Origin of the sequence: Litchfieldella anticariensis FP35 = DSM 16096, assembly GCF_000409775.1 — a bacterium.
Classification (GTDB): Bacteria; Pseudomonadota; Gammaproteobacteria; order Pseudomonadales; family Halomonadaceae; genus Litchfieldella; species Litchfieldella anticariensis.
This window is the reverse complement of the sequence record NZ_KE332377.1, coordinates 735997-751710: the sequence shown is the minus strand read 5'-3', so window position 1 is coordinate 751710 and position 15714 is coordinate 735997. Positions and strand designations below refer to the sequence as shown.

Sequence of the window (15714 nt, the reverse complement as noted above, 5' to 3'; positions counted from 1 at the left end):
ATCATAGAATTTTATTAAAGAGTTATTAGCGCCTCAGGGTAGCGTCGAGCAATCGACTCCGCCCGCCAAATGATCTTGGAAATGCTCCATTGGCAAGGGTTTGCTGAAGTAATAGCCCTGAAGATGGTCAGCCCCAAGACGCCAGCATTGCGAAGCTTGCTCGGCGGACTCGATTCCTTCCATCGTGACTGCCAACCCAAGTGCGTGGCCCATCTCGGCAATGGCTCCGACGAGTAAGGTATGTTGCCGGTTGTGAGGCATATCGCGGACAAAGCTGCGATCAACCTTGATGATATCGAAGGGCAGGCTTTGAAGGTAGCTTAGCGAGGAAAAACCGGTACCAAAATCGTCGATGGCAAGACGGCAGCCCAGTGCTCGAATAGCGTTGAACTGGTCGAGGATTCCTTGGCTTGGTTCCAGCATCAGATTCTCCGTCACCTCGAGAATGATACGGTCAGCAGCGAGTTCATGGCGTGCCAGGGCCGTGCTCAGCCGTTCGACCAGCCCGCCATCATGGAATTCACGCACCGATACATTGAATGACAGCGTCAGGTCTTGATACCCCTGTGTGCTGATAGTGGCTAGCCAAGCCATGCCTTGTTCCAGCATCCATTGGCTGATGGGAATGATGAGCCCGGATTCTTCGGCCACCGGGATAAAGGTCTGGGGAGAGAGCTCGCCACGGGTAGGATGCTCGATACGAACCAACGTCTCCGCGCCACTGATTGCTGCTTCATGACGGCTGACGATGGGTTGTACCACCAAACGCAAGCCATCGTGATGCAGCGCATAATGCAGATCGCGCTCCAGACTGATCATTTCACTGGCGGGAAGACGTGAGGTCGTGGGGCGATAGAGCCGGTAATCGCCACGCCCACGCTCTTTGCCCTGATGAAGGGCTTGCTCCACGCATTTGAGAAGACTTTCCATCGTGTTGGCATGTAAAGGGAAGAGCGCACCACCAATGCTGAATGAAACGAACAGCTCTTCATCTGCAACTGACATGGGGGTAAGCATGGCTTGCTGCAGGTGGCGGACCTCTTTTGCCAAGCGCGTCGCATCGGCATCGGTATACACGAGTACGAATTCGTCGCCACCGAGCCGCGCGGGGGGGAGGGCGGTACGGCCATCGGTGATGACCAGGAGGCGCTGGGCGACATCGTGCAAGATGCCGCTGCCTGCATCCTGGCCGAAGCTCTCGTTGATCCAGCGGAAATGGTTGATATCCAAGTGCAGGATACCCAAGGGTTGCCCGGGATTGGCCTTGAGCCAGTCGGCGAGTCTTTCCTGGAAGCCGATGCGATTGAGCAGGCCGGTCAGTCCATCGTGCCGCGCCTGTTGGGCAATTTCGTGACGAGCGTGGTCAAGCTGTCTTCCGAGTGTATTAAAGGCTCTCAGCGCCTGGCCAACTTCCCCGGGAGCATGGGTTCCTACTGGTGAGAACCCCTTCCCGGCACGCAGTGCTCGAAGTGTGTCGAGGATGGCATTGAGTGGAGCGATCACATGTCGGGAATTGAAGCTCAGCGTCCACAATGAGACAACAAGCACCATCAGACCCACGGCTAGCAGGGTGTAGAGTACTGACCAGAGAATTTGAGAAGCCAAGCGTTGTCGAGTGAATACGAGCTCGACACTCCCCAGCACACGACGCAGTTGCATATCCTCGAAGAGGATCGGTTTGGATTGGGCTTGCTGGCCACCAAGGCGATGATTGTCGTGTCGAGCGAGGAGTAGGGTGCCATCGGCATCGTGGATCGCGACACTTGCCACATCCGGGTCGGCAAGCAAAGTATCGACGAGATCGGAGATACCTTGCTGATCGAAGTTCCACATCGGTACCGCTAGAGTCGTGGCACCAATACGTAGCAGTTCGACTTGTTTGCGTGCCAATTCTTGCTCGAAGCGGTATTGCAGGTGCCAGGCATTGATCAGACCCAAGAATAGAGTGACCACTAGCCCCAGAGGGATGATGCGCTCCAGGAAGAAGCGATTCAATGAGGCATGCTGGATCATCGTTCGATCTCCGTTGGCACCTGCCAGAAGCCAGCAATAGGCAATTCCGACATGAGGCTAAGCAGGTACGCAACAACCAGACACATGACAAGGGTCTCTTGGTTGAATGGGAACGTTCTGTAACATCAGAGTACCAGACGTTGCCAGTGACGGCGCTGCCAAATCGCAGCGAACCACAACGAATTCAAGCAACGATAGCCGAGCTGGATCCACCAGATTCCTATCAGGCCATAGTCCAGCACGACGCCAACCCACCAGGCCAGGGGCAAGAAGACTAGCCACTGCATGGTCAGCGTTGTGGCCATGACGGTCCGGTTAGCGCCAGCGCCCAGCAATGCTTGCCCCAGAACCAAGGCAGCAGCATCGAGGACGATCATCAAGGCAGTGAGTTGGAGGGGAACCACCCCCATCTGGATCAGCTCGGCATCGCGTAGAAAAAGCCCCAGGACCAGATCAGGCATGAACATCATTGGCAATGCCAATAGTCCCAGGCAAACCCAGGCGACTCGAACCACTTCCCATCCCCAACGATGAGCATCGTTATGTGCCTCACGCCCCATGGCCTGTCCCACCAGGCTCATGGCGGCAACTCCCAGCCCGACACCTGGCAGGATCAGAAACAGCGACAGGTTGACCAGGACATGCCCCACCGCGACGCTAGCCGTATCCAGTTGGCCGAGTATCCAGAACAACACAGCATATCCTGCGGCGAACCATAGCTGTTGGAAGGAGTGAGGGGTAGCCAGCTTCAGAGTGGCGACGAAGGTCTCGCGACGGGGCAAACGCATCAGGAAGCCGCTGCTGGCCGCACTCTTGATGCTGAATACCGACCAGATAGCGAGCCCCACGAACAACGACAGAGTCGTGCCGGCTCCGGCACCCGTGGCTCCCATTTCAGGGAACCCGAAATAGCCGAAAATCAGTCCAATGCTAGACAGCACATTGACGATGTGCATGATCAGAATGATGCGCAGGTAGACTCCCGTTTGTTGAATACCGTTCCAATAGCCACGAAAGCAGAAGATCATGGCCACAGGTATCAACCCCGCGACACGCCAGCGAAAATACTCGACCGCTATCTGATTCACCTGTGGGTCTTGGTTGATCAACCACATCAGGCGTGGTGCCTGCCATAGACATAGCAGCATCAAGGGCAAGGCGACTGCGAGGGCGATCACCAACCCGGCATTCAGAGCTATCGCTCGGTGCTGCCAGTCTTGTTCCCCATGTCGGCGTGCAGTTTGGGCCTGTACCCCAGAAGAGAGGCCAAACACCATGGCTGTGATCAGGAACATGGCATAGCCGCCAATGCCGACACCCGCCAAGGCGATTTCGCCCAATGAGCCGACCAGTGCGGCATCGATCAGATTGAGCAAGCTCTGAGAGAGCATGCCGGCGATGATCGGTAGGGCGAGTTTCAAGATGATGTCGCGGCGGGAGCGCTCAGGCAGCATGCCGTGTTCCAGTATGTGGGTTCAGGGCCCGAGCACTTGCTCGGGCCCACGAGATGGAGGCGGTTCAGTCGGGATCGTACGAGAGCACCGGTGACAGCCAACGCTCTAGCTCATTCAGCGACATGCCTTTGCGCTCAGCCAACACCTCGACCTGATCACGAGTGATCTTGCCGGTGGAGAAGTACTTGGACTGGGGATGCGAGAAGTACCAGCCGGATACCGCTGCGGCAGGCCACATGGCATAGTTTTCGGTCAGTGTGAGCCCGGTATTGCGTTCGGCCTCCAATAGGCGGAACAGAGTGGCCTTCTCGGTGTGGTCGGGGCAGGCAGGGTAACCGGGGGCAGGTCGAATGCCTTGGTATTTCTCAGCGATCAGCGACTCGTTATCGAGGTTTTCCTCGGGGACATAGCCCCAGAATTCCTTGCGAACTCGCTCGTGCATACGCTCGGCAAAAGCTTCGGCGAGACGGTCGGTCAGCGCTTGGACCATGATGGCGTTGTAGTCATCGCCAGCGGCCTCGTAGCGCTTGGTAAGTTCCTCGACGCCATGCCCGGTAGTCACTGCGAACCCACCGACCCAATCGGGTTTGCCGCTCGACTTAGGTGCGACGAAGTCGGCCAGGCTGTAACAGGTGCCGTCGCGATTCTTGGTCATCTGTTGGCGGATATGATGCAACCGCTCGATGACTCGGGTTCTCGATTCATCGGCATAGACTTCGATCACATCGTCATCGACACTGTTGGCCGGCCACAGGCCAATCACGCCACGTGCCGTGATATGTTTCTCGTCGATCAGCTTGCGCAGCATTGCCTGTGCATCGGCGAACAAATTGCGCGCCGCCTCGCCAACCACTTTGTCGTTGAGGATCTTCGGGTACTTGCCGGCCAGTTGCCAGCTCATGAAGAAGGGCGTCCAGTCGATGCGCTCGACCAACTCATCGAGATCATAGTGCTCGAAGGTCTTCAGGCCAGTGAATGCCGGGGACGGTGGCGTATATGCCGCCCAGTCGCTACGGAAGCGACGTTCGCGAGCCTCGAGATAGGAGAGGTCAGCCGCCTTGGGACGGCGTTTGGCATTACGCTCACGCACCATCACGTAATCCTCGCGGATTTCGGCCACGTAGGCCTCCTTGAGGCCTGGCGAAAGCAGCCGGCCGGCCACGCCCACCGCACGCGAGGCATCGGTGACATAGATCACCGGGTGTTGGTATTGCGGTTCGATCTTCACTGCCGTGTGTGCCTTGGAGGTAGTCGCCCCGCCAATCAGCAGCGGAATCTCAAACCCCTGGCGCTGCATCTCCTTGGCAACATGCACCATCTCATCCAGCGATGGCGTGATTAGTCCTGAAAGGCCAATGATATCGGCCTTTTGGTCGCGTGCCGTTTGCAGGATCTTCTCTGCCGGTACCATGACCCCGAGGTCGATGACCTCGTAATTGTTGCACTGCAGGACCACGCCGACGATGTTCTTGCCGATATCGTGGACGTCGCCCTTGACCGTGGCCATGACGATCTTGCCCTTGGCCTTGGTATCCTCGGTCTTCTCCGCCTCGATGAAAGGAATCAGGTAGGCCACCGCCTGCTTCATCACGCGCGCCGACTTGACCACCTGGGGCAGGAACATCTTGCCGGCACCAAACAGGTCGCCCACCACATTCATGCCGTCCATCAACGGCCCTTCGATGACCTCGATGGGACGTGCAGCACGTTCTCGAGCAAGTTCGGTATCTTCTTCGATGAACGCGGTGATTCCCTTGACCAAGGCATGCTCGATGCGTTTCTCGACCGGCCAGGAACGCCATTCGAGATCTTCCTTTTTGGCGCCACCGCTACCATCACCCTTGTACTGGTCGGCGATCTCCAGTAAACGCTCGGTGGAGTCGTCGCGACGGTTGAGTACCACATCTTCGACCGCTTCGCGCAACTCGCTGGGTAGGTCGTCGTAGACAGCGAGCTGACCGGCGTTGACGATGCCCATGGTCAGGCCGGCACGGATGGCGTAGTAGAGGAACACCGAGTGAATGGCTTCGCGCACCGGGTTATTGCCGCGAAACGAGAAAGACACGTTGGAGACACCACCCGACACCATGGCGTGTGGCAGATGCTCACGGATCCACTGGGTGGCCTGGATGAAGTCCACTGCGTAGTTGTTATGTTCTTCGATACCGGTAGCGATGGCGAAGATATTGGGGTCGAAGATGATGTCTTCCGGCGGAAAGCCAATCTCGTCGACCAGCAGTCGATAGGCGCGTTCGCAGATTTCGGTCTTGCGCGCGAAGGTATCCGCCTGGCCCTCTTCGTCGAAGGCCATCACCACCACGGCGGCACCGAAGCGCCGACATTTGGTAGCCTGCTCGCGAAAGGCGGCTTCGCCTTCCTTCATCGAGATGGAATTGACGACTGCCTTGCCCTGCACGCACTTGAGCCCGGCCTCGATGATCTCCCACTTGGAAGAGTCGATCATGATCGGCACTCGCGAGATATCCGGCTCGCCTGCGATCAGGTTGAGGAAACGCACCATGGCTTCCTGGGACTCGAGCATCCCTTCGTCCATGTTGATATCGATGATCTGGGCGCCGTTCTCCACCTGTTCGAGCGCTACTTCCAGGGCGGTGGTGAAGTCCTCCTCGACAATCAGCCGCTTGAAGCGGGCCGAGCCGGTCACGTTGGTGCGTTCGCCGACGTTGACGAACAACGAATCGGTCTCGATGTTGAAGGGTTCGAGACCGGAGAGGCGGCAAACTCGTGGACGCTTGGGCACGGTGCGAGGCGTCATGCCCTGAACCGCTTCGGCGATCGCGCGAATATGCTCCGGGGTGCTACCGCAGCAGCCACCGATAATATTGACCAGGCCGCTTTGCGCGAACTCCGAGACGATGGCAGCCATCTCATCCGGGGTCTGGTCGTATTCGCCAAATTCATTGGGTAGGCCGGCATTGGGGTGTGCCGAGACGAAGGTGTCCGCCTTGTTGGACAGTTCCTCGAGATAGGGACGCAGCTCCTCGGCACCCAGGGCGCAGTTCAAGCCGACCGACAGCGGCTGGGCGTGACGAACCGAGTTCCAGAAAGCCTCGGTGGTCTGGCCCGAAAGCGTACGTCCGGAAGCATCGGTGATGGTGCCGGAGATCATCACCGGCAGGCGCTCGCCGTGTGCCTCGAAAAGTTCTTCCAAGGCATAGATAGCGGCTTTGGCGTTGAGCGTATCGAAGATGGTCTCGATCAGGATCAGGTCCGCGCCGCCCTCGACCAGCGCCTCGGCGGCCTCGTAATAGTTCTCGCGCAGCTCATCGAAGGTGACATTGCGCTTGGCCGGGTCGTTGACATCAGGCGATAGTGACGCGGTACGGCTGGTAGGCCCCAGCACTCCAGCCACGTAACGTGGCACACTGGTTTCGTTCGCCACCTCATCACAGACTTCGCGGGCGATGCGTGCCGATTCCCGGTTGAGCTCGGGTACCAAATCCTGCATCCCGTAATCGGCCTGCGACAGGCGAGTACTATTGAAGGTGTTGGTCTCGATGATCTCGGCCCCAGCTTCGAGATATTCGCGATGAATCGAACGCACCACATCCGGGCGTGTCAGTGCCAGTAGGTCGTTGTTGCCCTTGAGGTCCGATGGCCAGTCCTGGAAGCGTTCGCCACGGAAATCGGTCTCGCCGAGTTTGGCGTTCTGCAACATGGTACCCATGCCGCCATCCAGGATCAGAATGCGGTCGTTGAGGCGCTCAATGAGAGAGGCTGTCAAGGGAGTGGGGGCAGCGGCCATGGTCGGGGTCATTCTCCAGCGTCGATAAGGGCGTCTAGGGCACGTCGCGCGCATGCCTCGTTGTTGGCCGTACATGGTAACAGAAAGGCTCTTGGGCAGGGCAGTCGTGACAAAACCAAGTATTTCACTCGGGATTGTGTCGACGGACGCTTTTCCTTACCATGTAAGGAAACATCGTCACTGCGTCAGGATTCCCGCAACATGAGTCAACCTATCCAGATCACCGTCAGTGCCCAGGACTACCTCGCAGAGCTGCTCGAGAAGCAAAACGTCGAGGGTATTGCGGTACGAATCTTCATTACCCAACCGGGCACACCTTACGCTGAAACCTGTCTGGCCTACTGCCGGCCCGGTGAGGAAGAGCCCAGCGACGAGAAACTCGAGTTCGAGAAGATCAATGTCTTCCTCGACAAGCACAGCCTGCCTTTTCTCGAGGAAGCAGTGGTCGACTTCAACGCCGATCGCATGGGCGGCCAACTGACGATCAAGGCACCTAACGCCAAGATGCCCAAGGTCAATGCCGATAGTCCGCTCGAGGATCGCGTCAACTACGTGCTCTACAGTGAGATCAACCCCGGGTTGGCGGCTCATGGCGGCGAGATCAAACTAGTCCAGCTCACCGATGAGAATGTGGCGGTGCTGCAGTTCGGTGGAGGCTGCCAAGGCTGTGCGGCAGTCGACTTGACCCTGAAACAAGGCGTCGAACGCACATTAATGGAGCGTATCCCAGAATTGGTTGGCATTCGCGATGTGACCGATCATACCGATACCAGTCAAGCCTATTATCGTTAATCACTACGTTATTCCGATCAGGTATTGTCAAGGGCCACCGTGATGGGTGGCCCTTGGTGTTTAATGCCCTAAGTAGGCGTAAGCCGGTATTTTTTCAATCGAAGGTTAATAGACGAAGGGGGGGAGTGGCACTTTGGCCAGTCTGGCCTCGGCCTGTGCGAGCTGTTCACTCAGGCGTTCCGCCATGCGGGCCTTCTCCGTAAGCATATCCTCGAGCTTGGCTTGCTCGCGCTGCAGATCCTTCAGGCGGTCCTGGCGTTGTTGCAATTCGCGAGCCTGTTCCTGCCGCTGTCGTTCTTCCTCGTTGAGACGCTGACGCAACGTCTGTAGCTCTTCATCTCGCTCAGAGACACGCTTTTCCCACTGAACCTCGCGTCGGCTGTATTGCTTCTCAGTTGCCTGCCGCTCCTGACGGGCGGCATCGAGCAATGCCATCAAACGTGACTCGGCCGCTTCATGCCGCTGCTCTTCCTGGTCGAGCTGTTGCTGATGCTGTTCCTCTAGCGCGCGCAGGGCGTTCTGATGATTAGCGGTCAACCCTTCATTGCGCTCTTGAAGTTGATGGAGCTGTTCTTTCAGCTTGTCGATGCGTTCCTGCCACTGCCTTTCTTGGGCAACCAACGCATCGCGCTCGGCTTCGGCGCGTGCCAATTGAGCGCCGCGTTCTTCGAGTCGTGCTTGAACCTGGGCCAAGTGCTCGGCAATGGCATTTTCACGCTGTTTGGCATCTTCCGCCTGACGGGTGGCAACCGAGGCCTCTTCGCGGGCTTCATCGACGCGACGATCAGCCTCTTCGCGATAATGCACCAATCCTTCGGTGGCCGCTTCTTGCGCTTTGGTCCAGAGTTCTTGGGCCAGGGCCTGCAGGGTATCAGGCAAGGCTTGGGGAGGAGGAGCGTCGCGATTCTGTTCGCGCCGGACGCGCCATTCGCGCAAATGATCGCTGATGGTGGTGAAGCTTCCTGTGCCCAGTATTTCCCGCACCTTTTGCACGCTAGGTGCCTCACCGCGTTGTAGCAGGGTGTCAATCGCCCGTTGCACATCCTCGTACTGCACTCCTGTGCGCGCCATCTCGTTCTCCTCGTTCGATCTCTTGCTGGTGCGGGGTCGAATGCTTCCAGCATAGCGGCAACTTTGCTAGGAATAAAGATAATTACATTTTACGTAAAACGTAATTTTATTTATCTTTTAATATAGAAATTCATGATTACGCGCATTATCTTGATTATTTGACGTATCATAGTCACAATAGGATCAATGCTGGATAGGCAACCAGTGTCTGTCATGGATTGGCCAAAAAGAGAAGGAGAGAAAGGAGGTCGTGCTGAACAATCGGGACATGCCGGTGGCTCCGGCTGATGGAAAAGCGGACAGAAAAGAAGGGGTATGGCTCCTTGCGCATGAAGCAGCGCTATCGGCTCCACGAAAGCGCATCGCGGCCGGCAGCGATGCGGAGGCGATAAACGCTTGGCTAGCCGAGTACCGCGGTAGCACACAAACGTGGCGCACCTATCGCAAGGAGGCCGAGCGATTGTTGTTGTGGTTGCAGTCGCAAGGGCTCGGACTGCGAGAGTTACGCCGTGACCACTTGGCACATTTCGATACCTTCCTGGCCGATCCACGCCCAAAGGATCAATGGATTGGGCCACCGCGACCTCGAAATCATCCAGGCTGGCGTCCTTTTCGTCAGCCACTGTCAGCATCGAGTCGCCGCCAGAGCCTGGTGATTCTGCAAGGGCTGTGCAGTTGGTTGGTGGAAGCGGGGTGGATCGATCACAATCCGTTCCGCTTGATGCGGGACAAGCGTCGACGCTTGAATAATCGTCAGATGAGTATAGAACGCTACCTGGAACGGCCGTTATGGGAGTGGCTATGGCAGTGGCTCGAACGGCCACCGGCAGGGGAGGCGAGTCGACGTGAGTGGATGCTATGGCAACGTCGCCGCTTGATTTTCGCTTTTGCCTATTTGCTTGCACCACGCATCAGTGAGATGGTCACAGCCAGGATGAGCGATTTCATACACCGCGAGGGCTACTGGTGGTGGCAGGTAGTAGGTAAGGGCGGTAAGTGGGCACGAGTTCCCGTGCCTCCCGATATGTTGGAACTGTTGGGTGAATGGCGCACGATGCTGGGAGCGTCGGCACAGCCGCAGCCCGAGGACGATAGTCCGGTGTTGCGTTCTCTGAATGGCCAGAGAGGCTTGAGCGACAATCAGCTCTATCGTTTGATCAAGGCGACCTTCGTGACAGCGGCACAGGCGTTGGAAGCTCAAGCGGGCGAGGGCACCCAGCATATGGCGAATGTCTTGCGGCGAGCCTCGCCGCATTGGCTGCGACATACCGCCATTACCCACCAGGCCCAGAATGGTGTAGAACTGCGCTACCTGGCAAAGACAGCTCGCCATGCACGCCTGGACACCACGGCGCGCTATCTGCATGCCGAGGCCGAGGAGTGGCAACGACAGCTCTCCGGCCATGGAGTGAGGCGACGCGACCGGGAATGAACCGGTATAATGAAGTGAGCTTTGTAAGCGGCTCTTGTCAATAGAGAGGAGACATCATGACCCCACAAGATGCCCAAGCCGAACTGGTCGACGAATTCGAGATGTTTGACAACTGGATGGATCGCTACCAGTACATCATCGACATGGGCAAGCAGCTTCCGGCATTTCTCGATGACTGGAAAAGTGCCGAAACCAAGATCGAAGGCTGCCAATCGAACGTTTGGATCCACCATCGGCTGGATGGAGAACGCCTGCACTTCGAAGCCACCTCCGATGCGGCCATCGTGTCGGGGCTGATCGCCGTCCTGATGCGGATCTACAATGATCGAACCCCTCAGGAAATCATCGCCACCGAACCCAGTTTTCTCGAGGATCTCGGACTCGACAAGCACCTGTCACCGACACGTAGCAACGGCTTGCACTCCATGCTCGGCAGGATCTATCAAGTGGCGGAAAGCAAGGCCGCTTGAGGCACCGCTTATCGCTCTTGGTGGTGTTCTGTCCCGCCATCGGAATGATGATTGCAGGAACCACCTTTTCCGCTGGCCGGCGGCACCAGGTCAATACCGCCAGGGTGCCAAGGATGGCATTTCAATATTCGTTTCAGGGCCAGCCAGCCCCCTTTGAGCGGCCCATGGGTGTGGATCGCTTCCAATGCATAATGCGAGCAGCTCGGCCAGAAACGGCAGCGTGGGCCGAGCAGGGGGCTGACCGTGTACTGGTAGACCTTGATCAGAATGATCAGCGGCCAGGACAGCAGTTTGGCCGCGGTGTCACCCAGGCCTTGGCTGTCACGACACATCATGTTCTCCGATAAAGCTCGCTTGGATCGATCAGTGGGGCGCTGTCGACTTCACCACCTTTGCTGTCCAGCGCTACGTAAAAGCAACTGCGGCGACCGGTATGGCAGGCAGGCCCCGTCTGGTCGACGCTGAGCAGCAATGTGTCTCCATCGCAGTCGAGATGTGCCGAGTGCAAGTGCTGCTCCTGACCTGAAGACTCTCCCTTGCGCCACAACTTGCCGCGTGAGCGCGACCAATAGCAGACACGGCCGGTAGCCAGTGTCTCTTGCAGGGATTCTCGGTTCATCCACGCCATCATCAGCACTTCGCCGCTATCATGTTGCTGGGCGATTGCCGGGATCAAGCCGTCCGCATTCCAGGCGATAGCATCCAGCACTTCGGCTGCCGCACGACGTGTGCCGGGCAGGGCACTTTCCAGTTGCTTGAAGAGTTCACTCATGACTTTCGTTCCGGGCTATGGCTATGAAGATCAGCGCTGCTCGACCTTGCAGGTGTCACATCCACCTAGCAGCTCGATGGTCTGGCGCTCGACGCGGAAGCCGAGATCGCGAGCACGTTGTGCGAGCTGGGCATTGACGTCGTCAAGGTGCAACTCCTCGACTCGTCCACAGTGTCGACATATCAAAAGCTGGAAGCCATGAGCATGCTCGGGGCAAGGACAAGCGACATAGGCATTCAGCGATTCGATACGGTGTACCAGCCCCTGTTCGATCAGGAAGTCGAGAGCGCGGTAAACCGTGGGGGGGCGAGCCGAGGCATGTTCCACAGCCAGTTGGTCGAGCAGGTCGTAGGCCTTGAGGCCGCCCTGGTTGGCAGCGATCATCTCGAGCACACGACGCCGGATCGGCGTGAATCGGACGCCACGCTGCTGGCACTGACGTTCGGCTTGTTGCATCAAGGCGCTGGTATCGAGCATGAGAGACCTGATCGTCTAAGGTGAACCCCCATTCTACGTGTCCTGCACGTCGGCAGCCAGGCGCTCGGATTGGGGAAGGGGGGTAGGCTGGAGTTCACCGCTACGCGCGAAATGCTGCTGCGCGAAGGCGACCCGAGCTGCAACATCGGCACCTTCAGCCTGCCGTTCGATCAGATCGAGACGTGGGCGTAGACCTTCACCATTGGCCATCTGGATCGCCAGTCCAGGGCGTGCATTGAGTTCCAGCAGCATGGGCCCATGTTCGCGGTCGAGTACCATATCGGTTCCCAGATATCCGAGGCCGGTCATCTCGTAGCAACTGGCGGCCAGGGTCAGCAAGGTTTCCCAGCCAGGGATGCGCAGACTGGCCAATTCGTGTCTGGTGTCGGGATGGTCAGTTCGTGGCCGGTCGAACTGAACGCCACGCAGGGCCGTGCCGCTGGCGATGTCCACGCCTACTCCCACGGCACCCTGATGGAGGTTGGCCTTGCCATCCGAGGCGGCGGTGGACAGGCGCATCATGGCCATGACGGGATAGCCCTTGAACACGATCACGCGTATGTCTGGAACCCCCTCGTAGGTATATTCCGCGAAAGTCTCGTCGAAGTTGATCAGAGCCTCGACCACCGCCACGTCTGGCGTGCCGCCTAGCGAGTAGAGCCCAGAGAGGATATTCGAGACGTGGCGCTCCAGATCCACGCGCTCCAGGCGCGCACCACTAGGCTTGATGTAAACATTATCCTCCACGCGCTCGATGACCAGAATACCTTTGCCGCCACTGCCCTTGGCTGGTTTGATGACGAACCCGGAAAGCCCTGCAATCATGTCGGTGATGTGCTTGACACCAAACTGTGTGGCCACGGTGCCGATCAGCGCCGGAGTGGTAATGCCGTATTCATGGGCCAGCAGCTTGGTCTTGAGCTTGTCGTCCACCAGCGGATACAGATGGCGATCGTTATAGCGACCGATATAGCGAATATTGCGCCGGTTCATGCCGATGATTCCCTTGGCGCGCAACTTGCCTGGCGTGGTCCACATGCCGTCAGTCCTCCGTCACTGGTTTGAAACGGCGCAACTCCAGCAGCCGGTAACCGGTATAGTTACCCAGCAACAGAATCAAGGACATCAGAATCATCTGCACGCCCAGGAAGTTGAAGGTAATGTGCCTCACCCAGGGGTTGTTCATGGCCAAATACGCCAGCACCGCGGTCAATAGGCTTCCGCCCCCTTGGATCAACACCTCCTTGGGGCCTTCCTCTTCCCATAGGATCGACATCCGTTCGATGGTCCAGGAGAGGATGATCATAGGGAAGAAGGTGATGGTCAGTCCCGCATTGAGGCCAAAGCGATAGGACAGGACGGAGAAAACCGAAATGATACCGATGACAGTGATGATTACCGCCGATACCCTTGCCACCAATAACAAATTGAGATGTGAGAGATAACTTCGGATCACTAGCCCTACTGCCACGACCAAGAGAAAGCCGACCAATCCAGTGAGCAGAGTGGTTTGGATGAATGCCAGAGCAATCAGCACCGGCATGAAGGTTCCGGAAGTCTTGATTCCTACCAATACGCGCAAGAAGACTACGACCAGTGCCCCTATGGGGATCAGCAGAATGGTCTGAAACAACGCCTGTTCTTCGAGCGGCAGGCTATGGATCGAAAAATTCAACAAGGTATTATCGGCCAACTGATTGCGCACCGCCGCTGCAGCTGGCTGGTTGTGTTGGATCATCGAGAAACTGATGTTTGAATTGATTCCACCTTGGACTTCTAGCACCGCTTGCCCGCGATCCTCCCATAACAGCAAATTGTCAGGGCGTCCCTGTTCTCCTGTCCTGGGATTGAACAACACCCATTTCCCATCCTCACCGAAGACCTGAAGCCACGACGTCAGGTTTTGGCGTCTGCGTCCATCTTCCAGCAGCAATCCGCTGACCTCGCGTGCATGCACACCAGCCTCATTGAGTAGGCGCACCAGCAACGGTGTGCGGTCGAATTGGGTCAACAAAAGCCGGGCGTTTTCACCCTGACGATCCCCCGTAAAGTCGCGTACCAGCTCGCGCGTAAAGGTGAAAGGATCGGCGCTACGCTGGTGAGCGTGTTCGATGACCTGGTTGGCGGCGCTAGCGAAAGGGCTCTCCCAATGAATATTGTCGGGCAGGGGGGGAGGCTGGATCTCTCGCGGCCGACCGTCCGGAACGACCAACAATTGAGCAGAGTAATAGAGCTGCTGTGCACCAGCCGCTTCGCGAGTCGACCACTGCGCCCGCCGACCACGCTGATCTTCGAGAAAGGACAGGCCGTACCCGGAAGAGGCCGTATTTTCGGTCAGGATACGGTAACCCTGCTGGTGGGACGGAAGCGCCATGTCGACGAGAACCGGATCCCCCTGGGCGCTGAAATTGACCTGGGCTTCAATTTCCCAGACCTGACGTTGCTCACCCGGCGTCCACGGCACCTCGAATTGAATATGACGATGGATACTGAGTGCGATACCTGCAACCAGAAGGATGCCGGTCAAGAGATAGAAAGGCAGGCGTGACATGTGGCGTCCTTATTCGCTGGTTTCGGCCGAATCTTCTTCGTCGTCACCGGCTTCGTCTTTGCCGGCTTGCTCGGAAGGAGCGCCACCGGGGAATTCCGGGCGAGGGTGGATATAGGTTTGGGCGACATCGATAACAGCGATATCCATCATGAACCGGCGGCCCAATAAAACGGGGTAGTTGAGGTGTGTGCGGTCGTTGAGAGTGAATTCCACTTGTTCGTTGATTGAGCCCAGGGTCATCGGCAAGCTGACGACCGGACGTGAATCATTGCCAGCCGCTTGTGTAATGCGTACGCGGCGCACAATGGGAGCTTCGATCCATTCATCGCGAACCTGGTCGACAGCTACGTCATCCTCATTCAAAGCAAGCTTGAAACGCACCCAATTCTCGCCATCACGCTCGAAGCGAGTAATTTCCTTTGCCGATAGCGATGACGTATTGGCACCGGTGTCGATACGTGCTTTCAGGTAAGTACCGATGCCTGGCAGGCCAATCCATTCGCTGCGCCCCAGCACTTCCTTGTCGTACAGCAAACCTTTCTCATCGTTCTCGCACTGGGTGGTAACGACTGTCGGTTCGCCGGCGATTCGTTCGACATCAGCACGCAAATTACGGGTTAGGCTACCGACTGCCTGTACTTCGCTGCGTAGGGCGCGGATCTGGTTGTCCTGGCCCTGGAGCGCCACATTCTGGAGATCGCAGCGACCAGCCAAATGTTGCTCGAGCTGATCGATACGCTGCTCAAAAACCTGGGGATCCAGAGTGGGCGTGGGCTCGGCAGCAGGTTGATTGAAGGCGCAGCCGGCCACCAAGCTGGTGGTCAATAGAGTGGTAGAAGACAGAAGACACCGAATTCGCATGACAAAGGATATTCCTTGGAGGATTCCTGATAAAAGCCCGTACAGGCGTTGCCGT

General features: G+C 57.5%; 13 protein-coding genes. 3 read left to right on the top strand and 10 right to left on the bottom strand.

Features of this window, described 5'->3' with window-relative positions; translation table 11 throughout:
* Window positions 1–33 precede the first annotated feature (33 nt).
* From L861_RS23495 to metH, 3 genes are all read right to left on the bottom strand, one after another.
* Window positions 34–2013 (bottom strand): putative bifunctional diguanylate cyclase/phosphodiesterase, encoded by a 1980-nt coding sequence (locus L861_RS23495; RefSeq protein WP_016415164.1) that lies wholly within the window; start codon window positions 2011–2013, stop codon window positions 34–36.
* 125 nt (window positions 2014–2138) lie between these two features.
* Complete coding sequence (locus L861_RS03425) at window positions 2139–3467, bottom strand: MATE family efflux transporter (protein WP_016415162.1); 1329 nt, start codon at window positions 3465–3467, stop codon at window positions 2139–2141.
* Between the two features lie 64 nt (window positions 3468–3531).
* Window positions 3532–7233 carry a methionine synthase gene (gene metH / locus L861_RS03420; RefSeq protein ID WP_016415161.1) on the bottom strand — a complete coding sequence of 1234 codons (3702 nt, stop codon included), beginning with the start codon at window positions 7231–7233 and terminating at the stop codon, window positions 3532–3534.
* A gap of 201 nt (window positions 7234–7434) precedes the next feature.
* Between metH and nfuA the strand changes: the two genes are divergently transcribed.
* Window positions 7435–8025, top strand: a complete 591-nt coding sequence (gene nfuA, locus L861_RS03415; RefSeq protein WP_016415160.1) for a Fe-S biogenesis protein NfuA — start codon at window positions 7435–7437, stop codon at window positions 8023–8025.
* Window positions 8026–8130: 105 nt separating this feature from the next.
* On the opposite strand, the gene L861_RS03410 is transcribed toward nfuA, so the two are convergent.
* Window positions 8131–9096 (bottom strand): DNA-binding protein, encoded by a 966-nt coding sequence (locus tag L861_RS03410; protein WP_016415159.1) that lies wholly within the window; start codon window positions 9094–9096, stop codon window positions 8131–8133.
* A gap of 250 nt (window positions 9097–9346) precedes the next feature.
* Here L861_RS03410 and L861_RS03405 point away from each other — a divergent pair, with 250 nt between their 5' ends.
* Together L861_RS03405 and L861_RS03400 are read left to right on the top strand one after the other, a co-directional pair.
* Window positions 9347–10528: a tyrosine-type recombinase/integrase gene (locus tag L861_RS03405; RefSeq protein ID WP_236617038.1), complete on the top strand. Its 1182-nt coding sequence runs from the start codon at window positions 9347–9349 to the stop codon at window positions 10526–10528.
* 56 nt (window positions 10529–10584) lie between these two features.
* Window positions 10585–10998 carry a SufE family protein gene (locus L861_RS03400; RefSeq protein WP_016415157.1) on the top strand — a complete coding sequence of 138 codons (414 nt, stop codon included), beginning with the start codon at window positions 10585–10587 and terminating at the stop codon, window positions 10996–10998.
* An 8-nt stretch (window positions 10999–11006) separates the two neighbouring features.
* Here the strand turns inward: L861_RS03400 and yidD are convergent, their stop codons facing one another.
* From yidD to L861_RS03370, 6 genes are read right to left on the bottom strand one after another with little or no spacing between them, the layout of a single operon-like run.
* Window positions 11007–11330, bottom strand: coding sequence for a membrane protein insertion efficiency factor YidD (gene yidD, locus L861_RS03395; protein WP_016415156.1), 324 nt, complete (start codon window positions 11328–11330; stop codon window positions 11007–11009).
* The gene (hisI, locus tag L861_RS03390) at window positions 11330–11770 is read right to left on the bottom strand and encodes a phosphoribosyl-AMP cyclohydrolase (RefSeq protein ID WP_016415155.1); all 441 of its coding nucleotides are present in this window, start codon (window positions 11768–11770) and stop codon (window positions 11330–11332) included. The genes yidD and hisI overlap by 1 nt, the downstream gene beginning before the upstream one ends.
* 30 nt (window positions 11771–11800) lie before the next feature.
* Window positions 11801–12247 carry a transcriptional repressor gene (locus L861_RS03385; RefSeq protein WP_016415154.1) on the bottom strand — a complete coding sequence of 149 codons (447 nt, stop codon included), beginning with the start codon at window positions 12245–12247 and terminating at the stop codon, window positions 11801–11803.
* 33 nt (window positions 12248–12280) lie between these two features.
* Entirely contained in the window at window positions 12281–13285 is a 1005-nt protein-coding gene (locus L861_RS03380) for an alpha-L-glutamate ligase-like protein (protein ID WP_016415153.1), read from the bottom strand.
* Window positions 13286–13289: 4 nt separating this feature from the next.
* The gene (locus tag L861_RS03375) at window positions 13290–14798 is read right to left on the bottom strand and encodes a UUP1 family membrane protein (RefSeq protein ID WP_016415152.1); all 1509 of its coding nucleotides are present in this window, start codon (window positions 14796–14798) and stop codon (window positions 13290–13292) included.
* A gap of 9 nt (window positions 14799–14807) precedes the next feature.
* Window positions 14808–15659 carry an ATP-dependent zinc protease family protein gene (locus L861_RS03370; protein ID WP_016415151.1) on the bottom strand — a complete coding sequence of 284 codons (852 nt, stop codon included), beginning with the start codon at window positions 15657–15659 and terminating at the stop codon, window positions 14808–14810.
* Window positions 15660–15714: the final 55 nt, after the last annotated feature.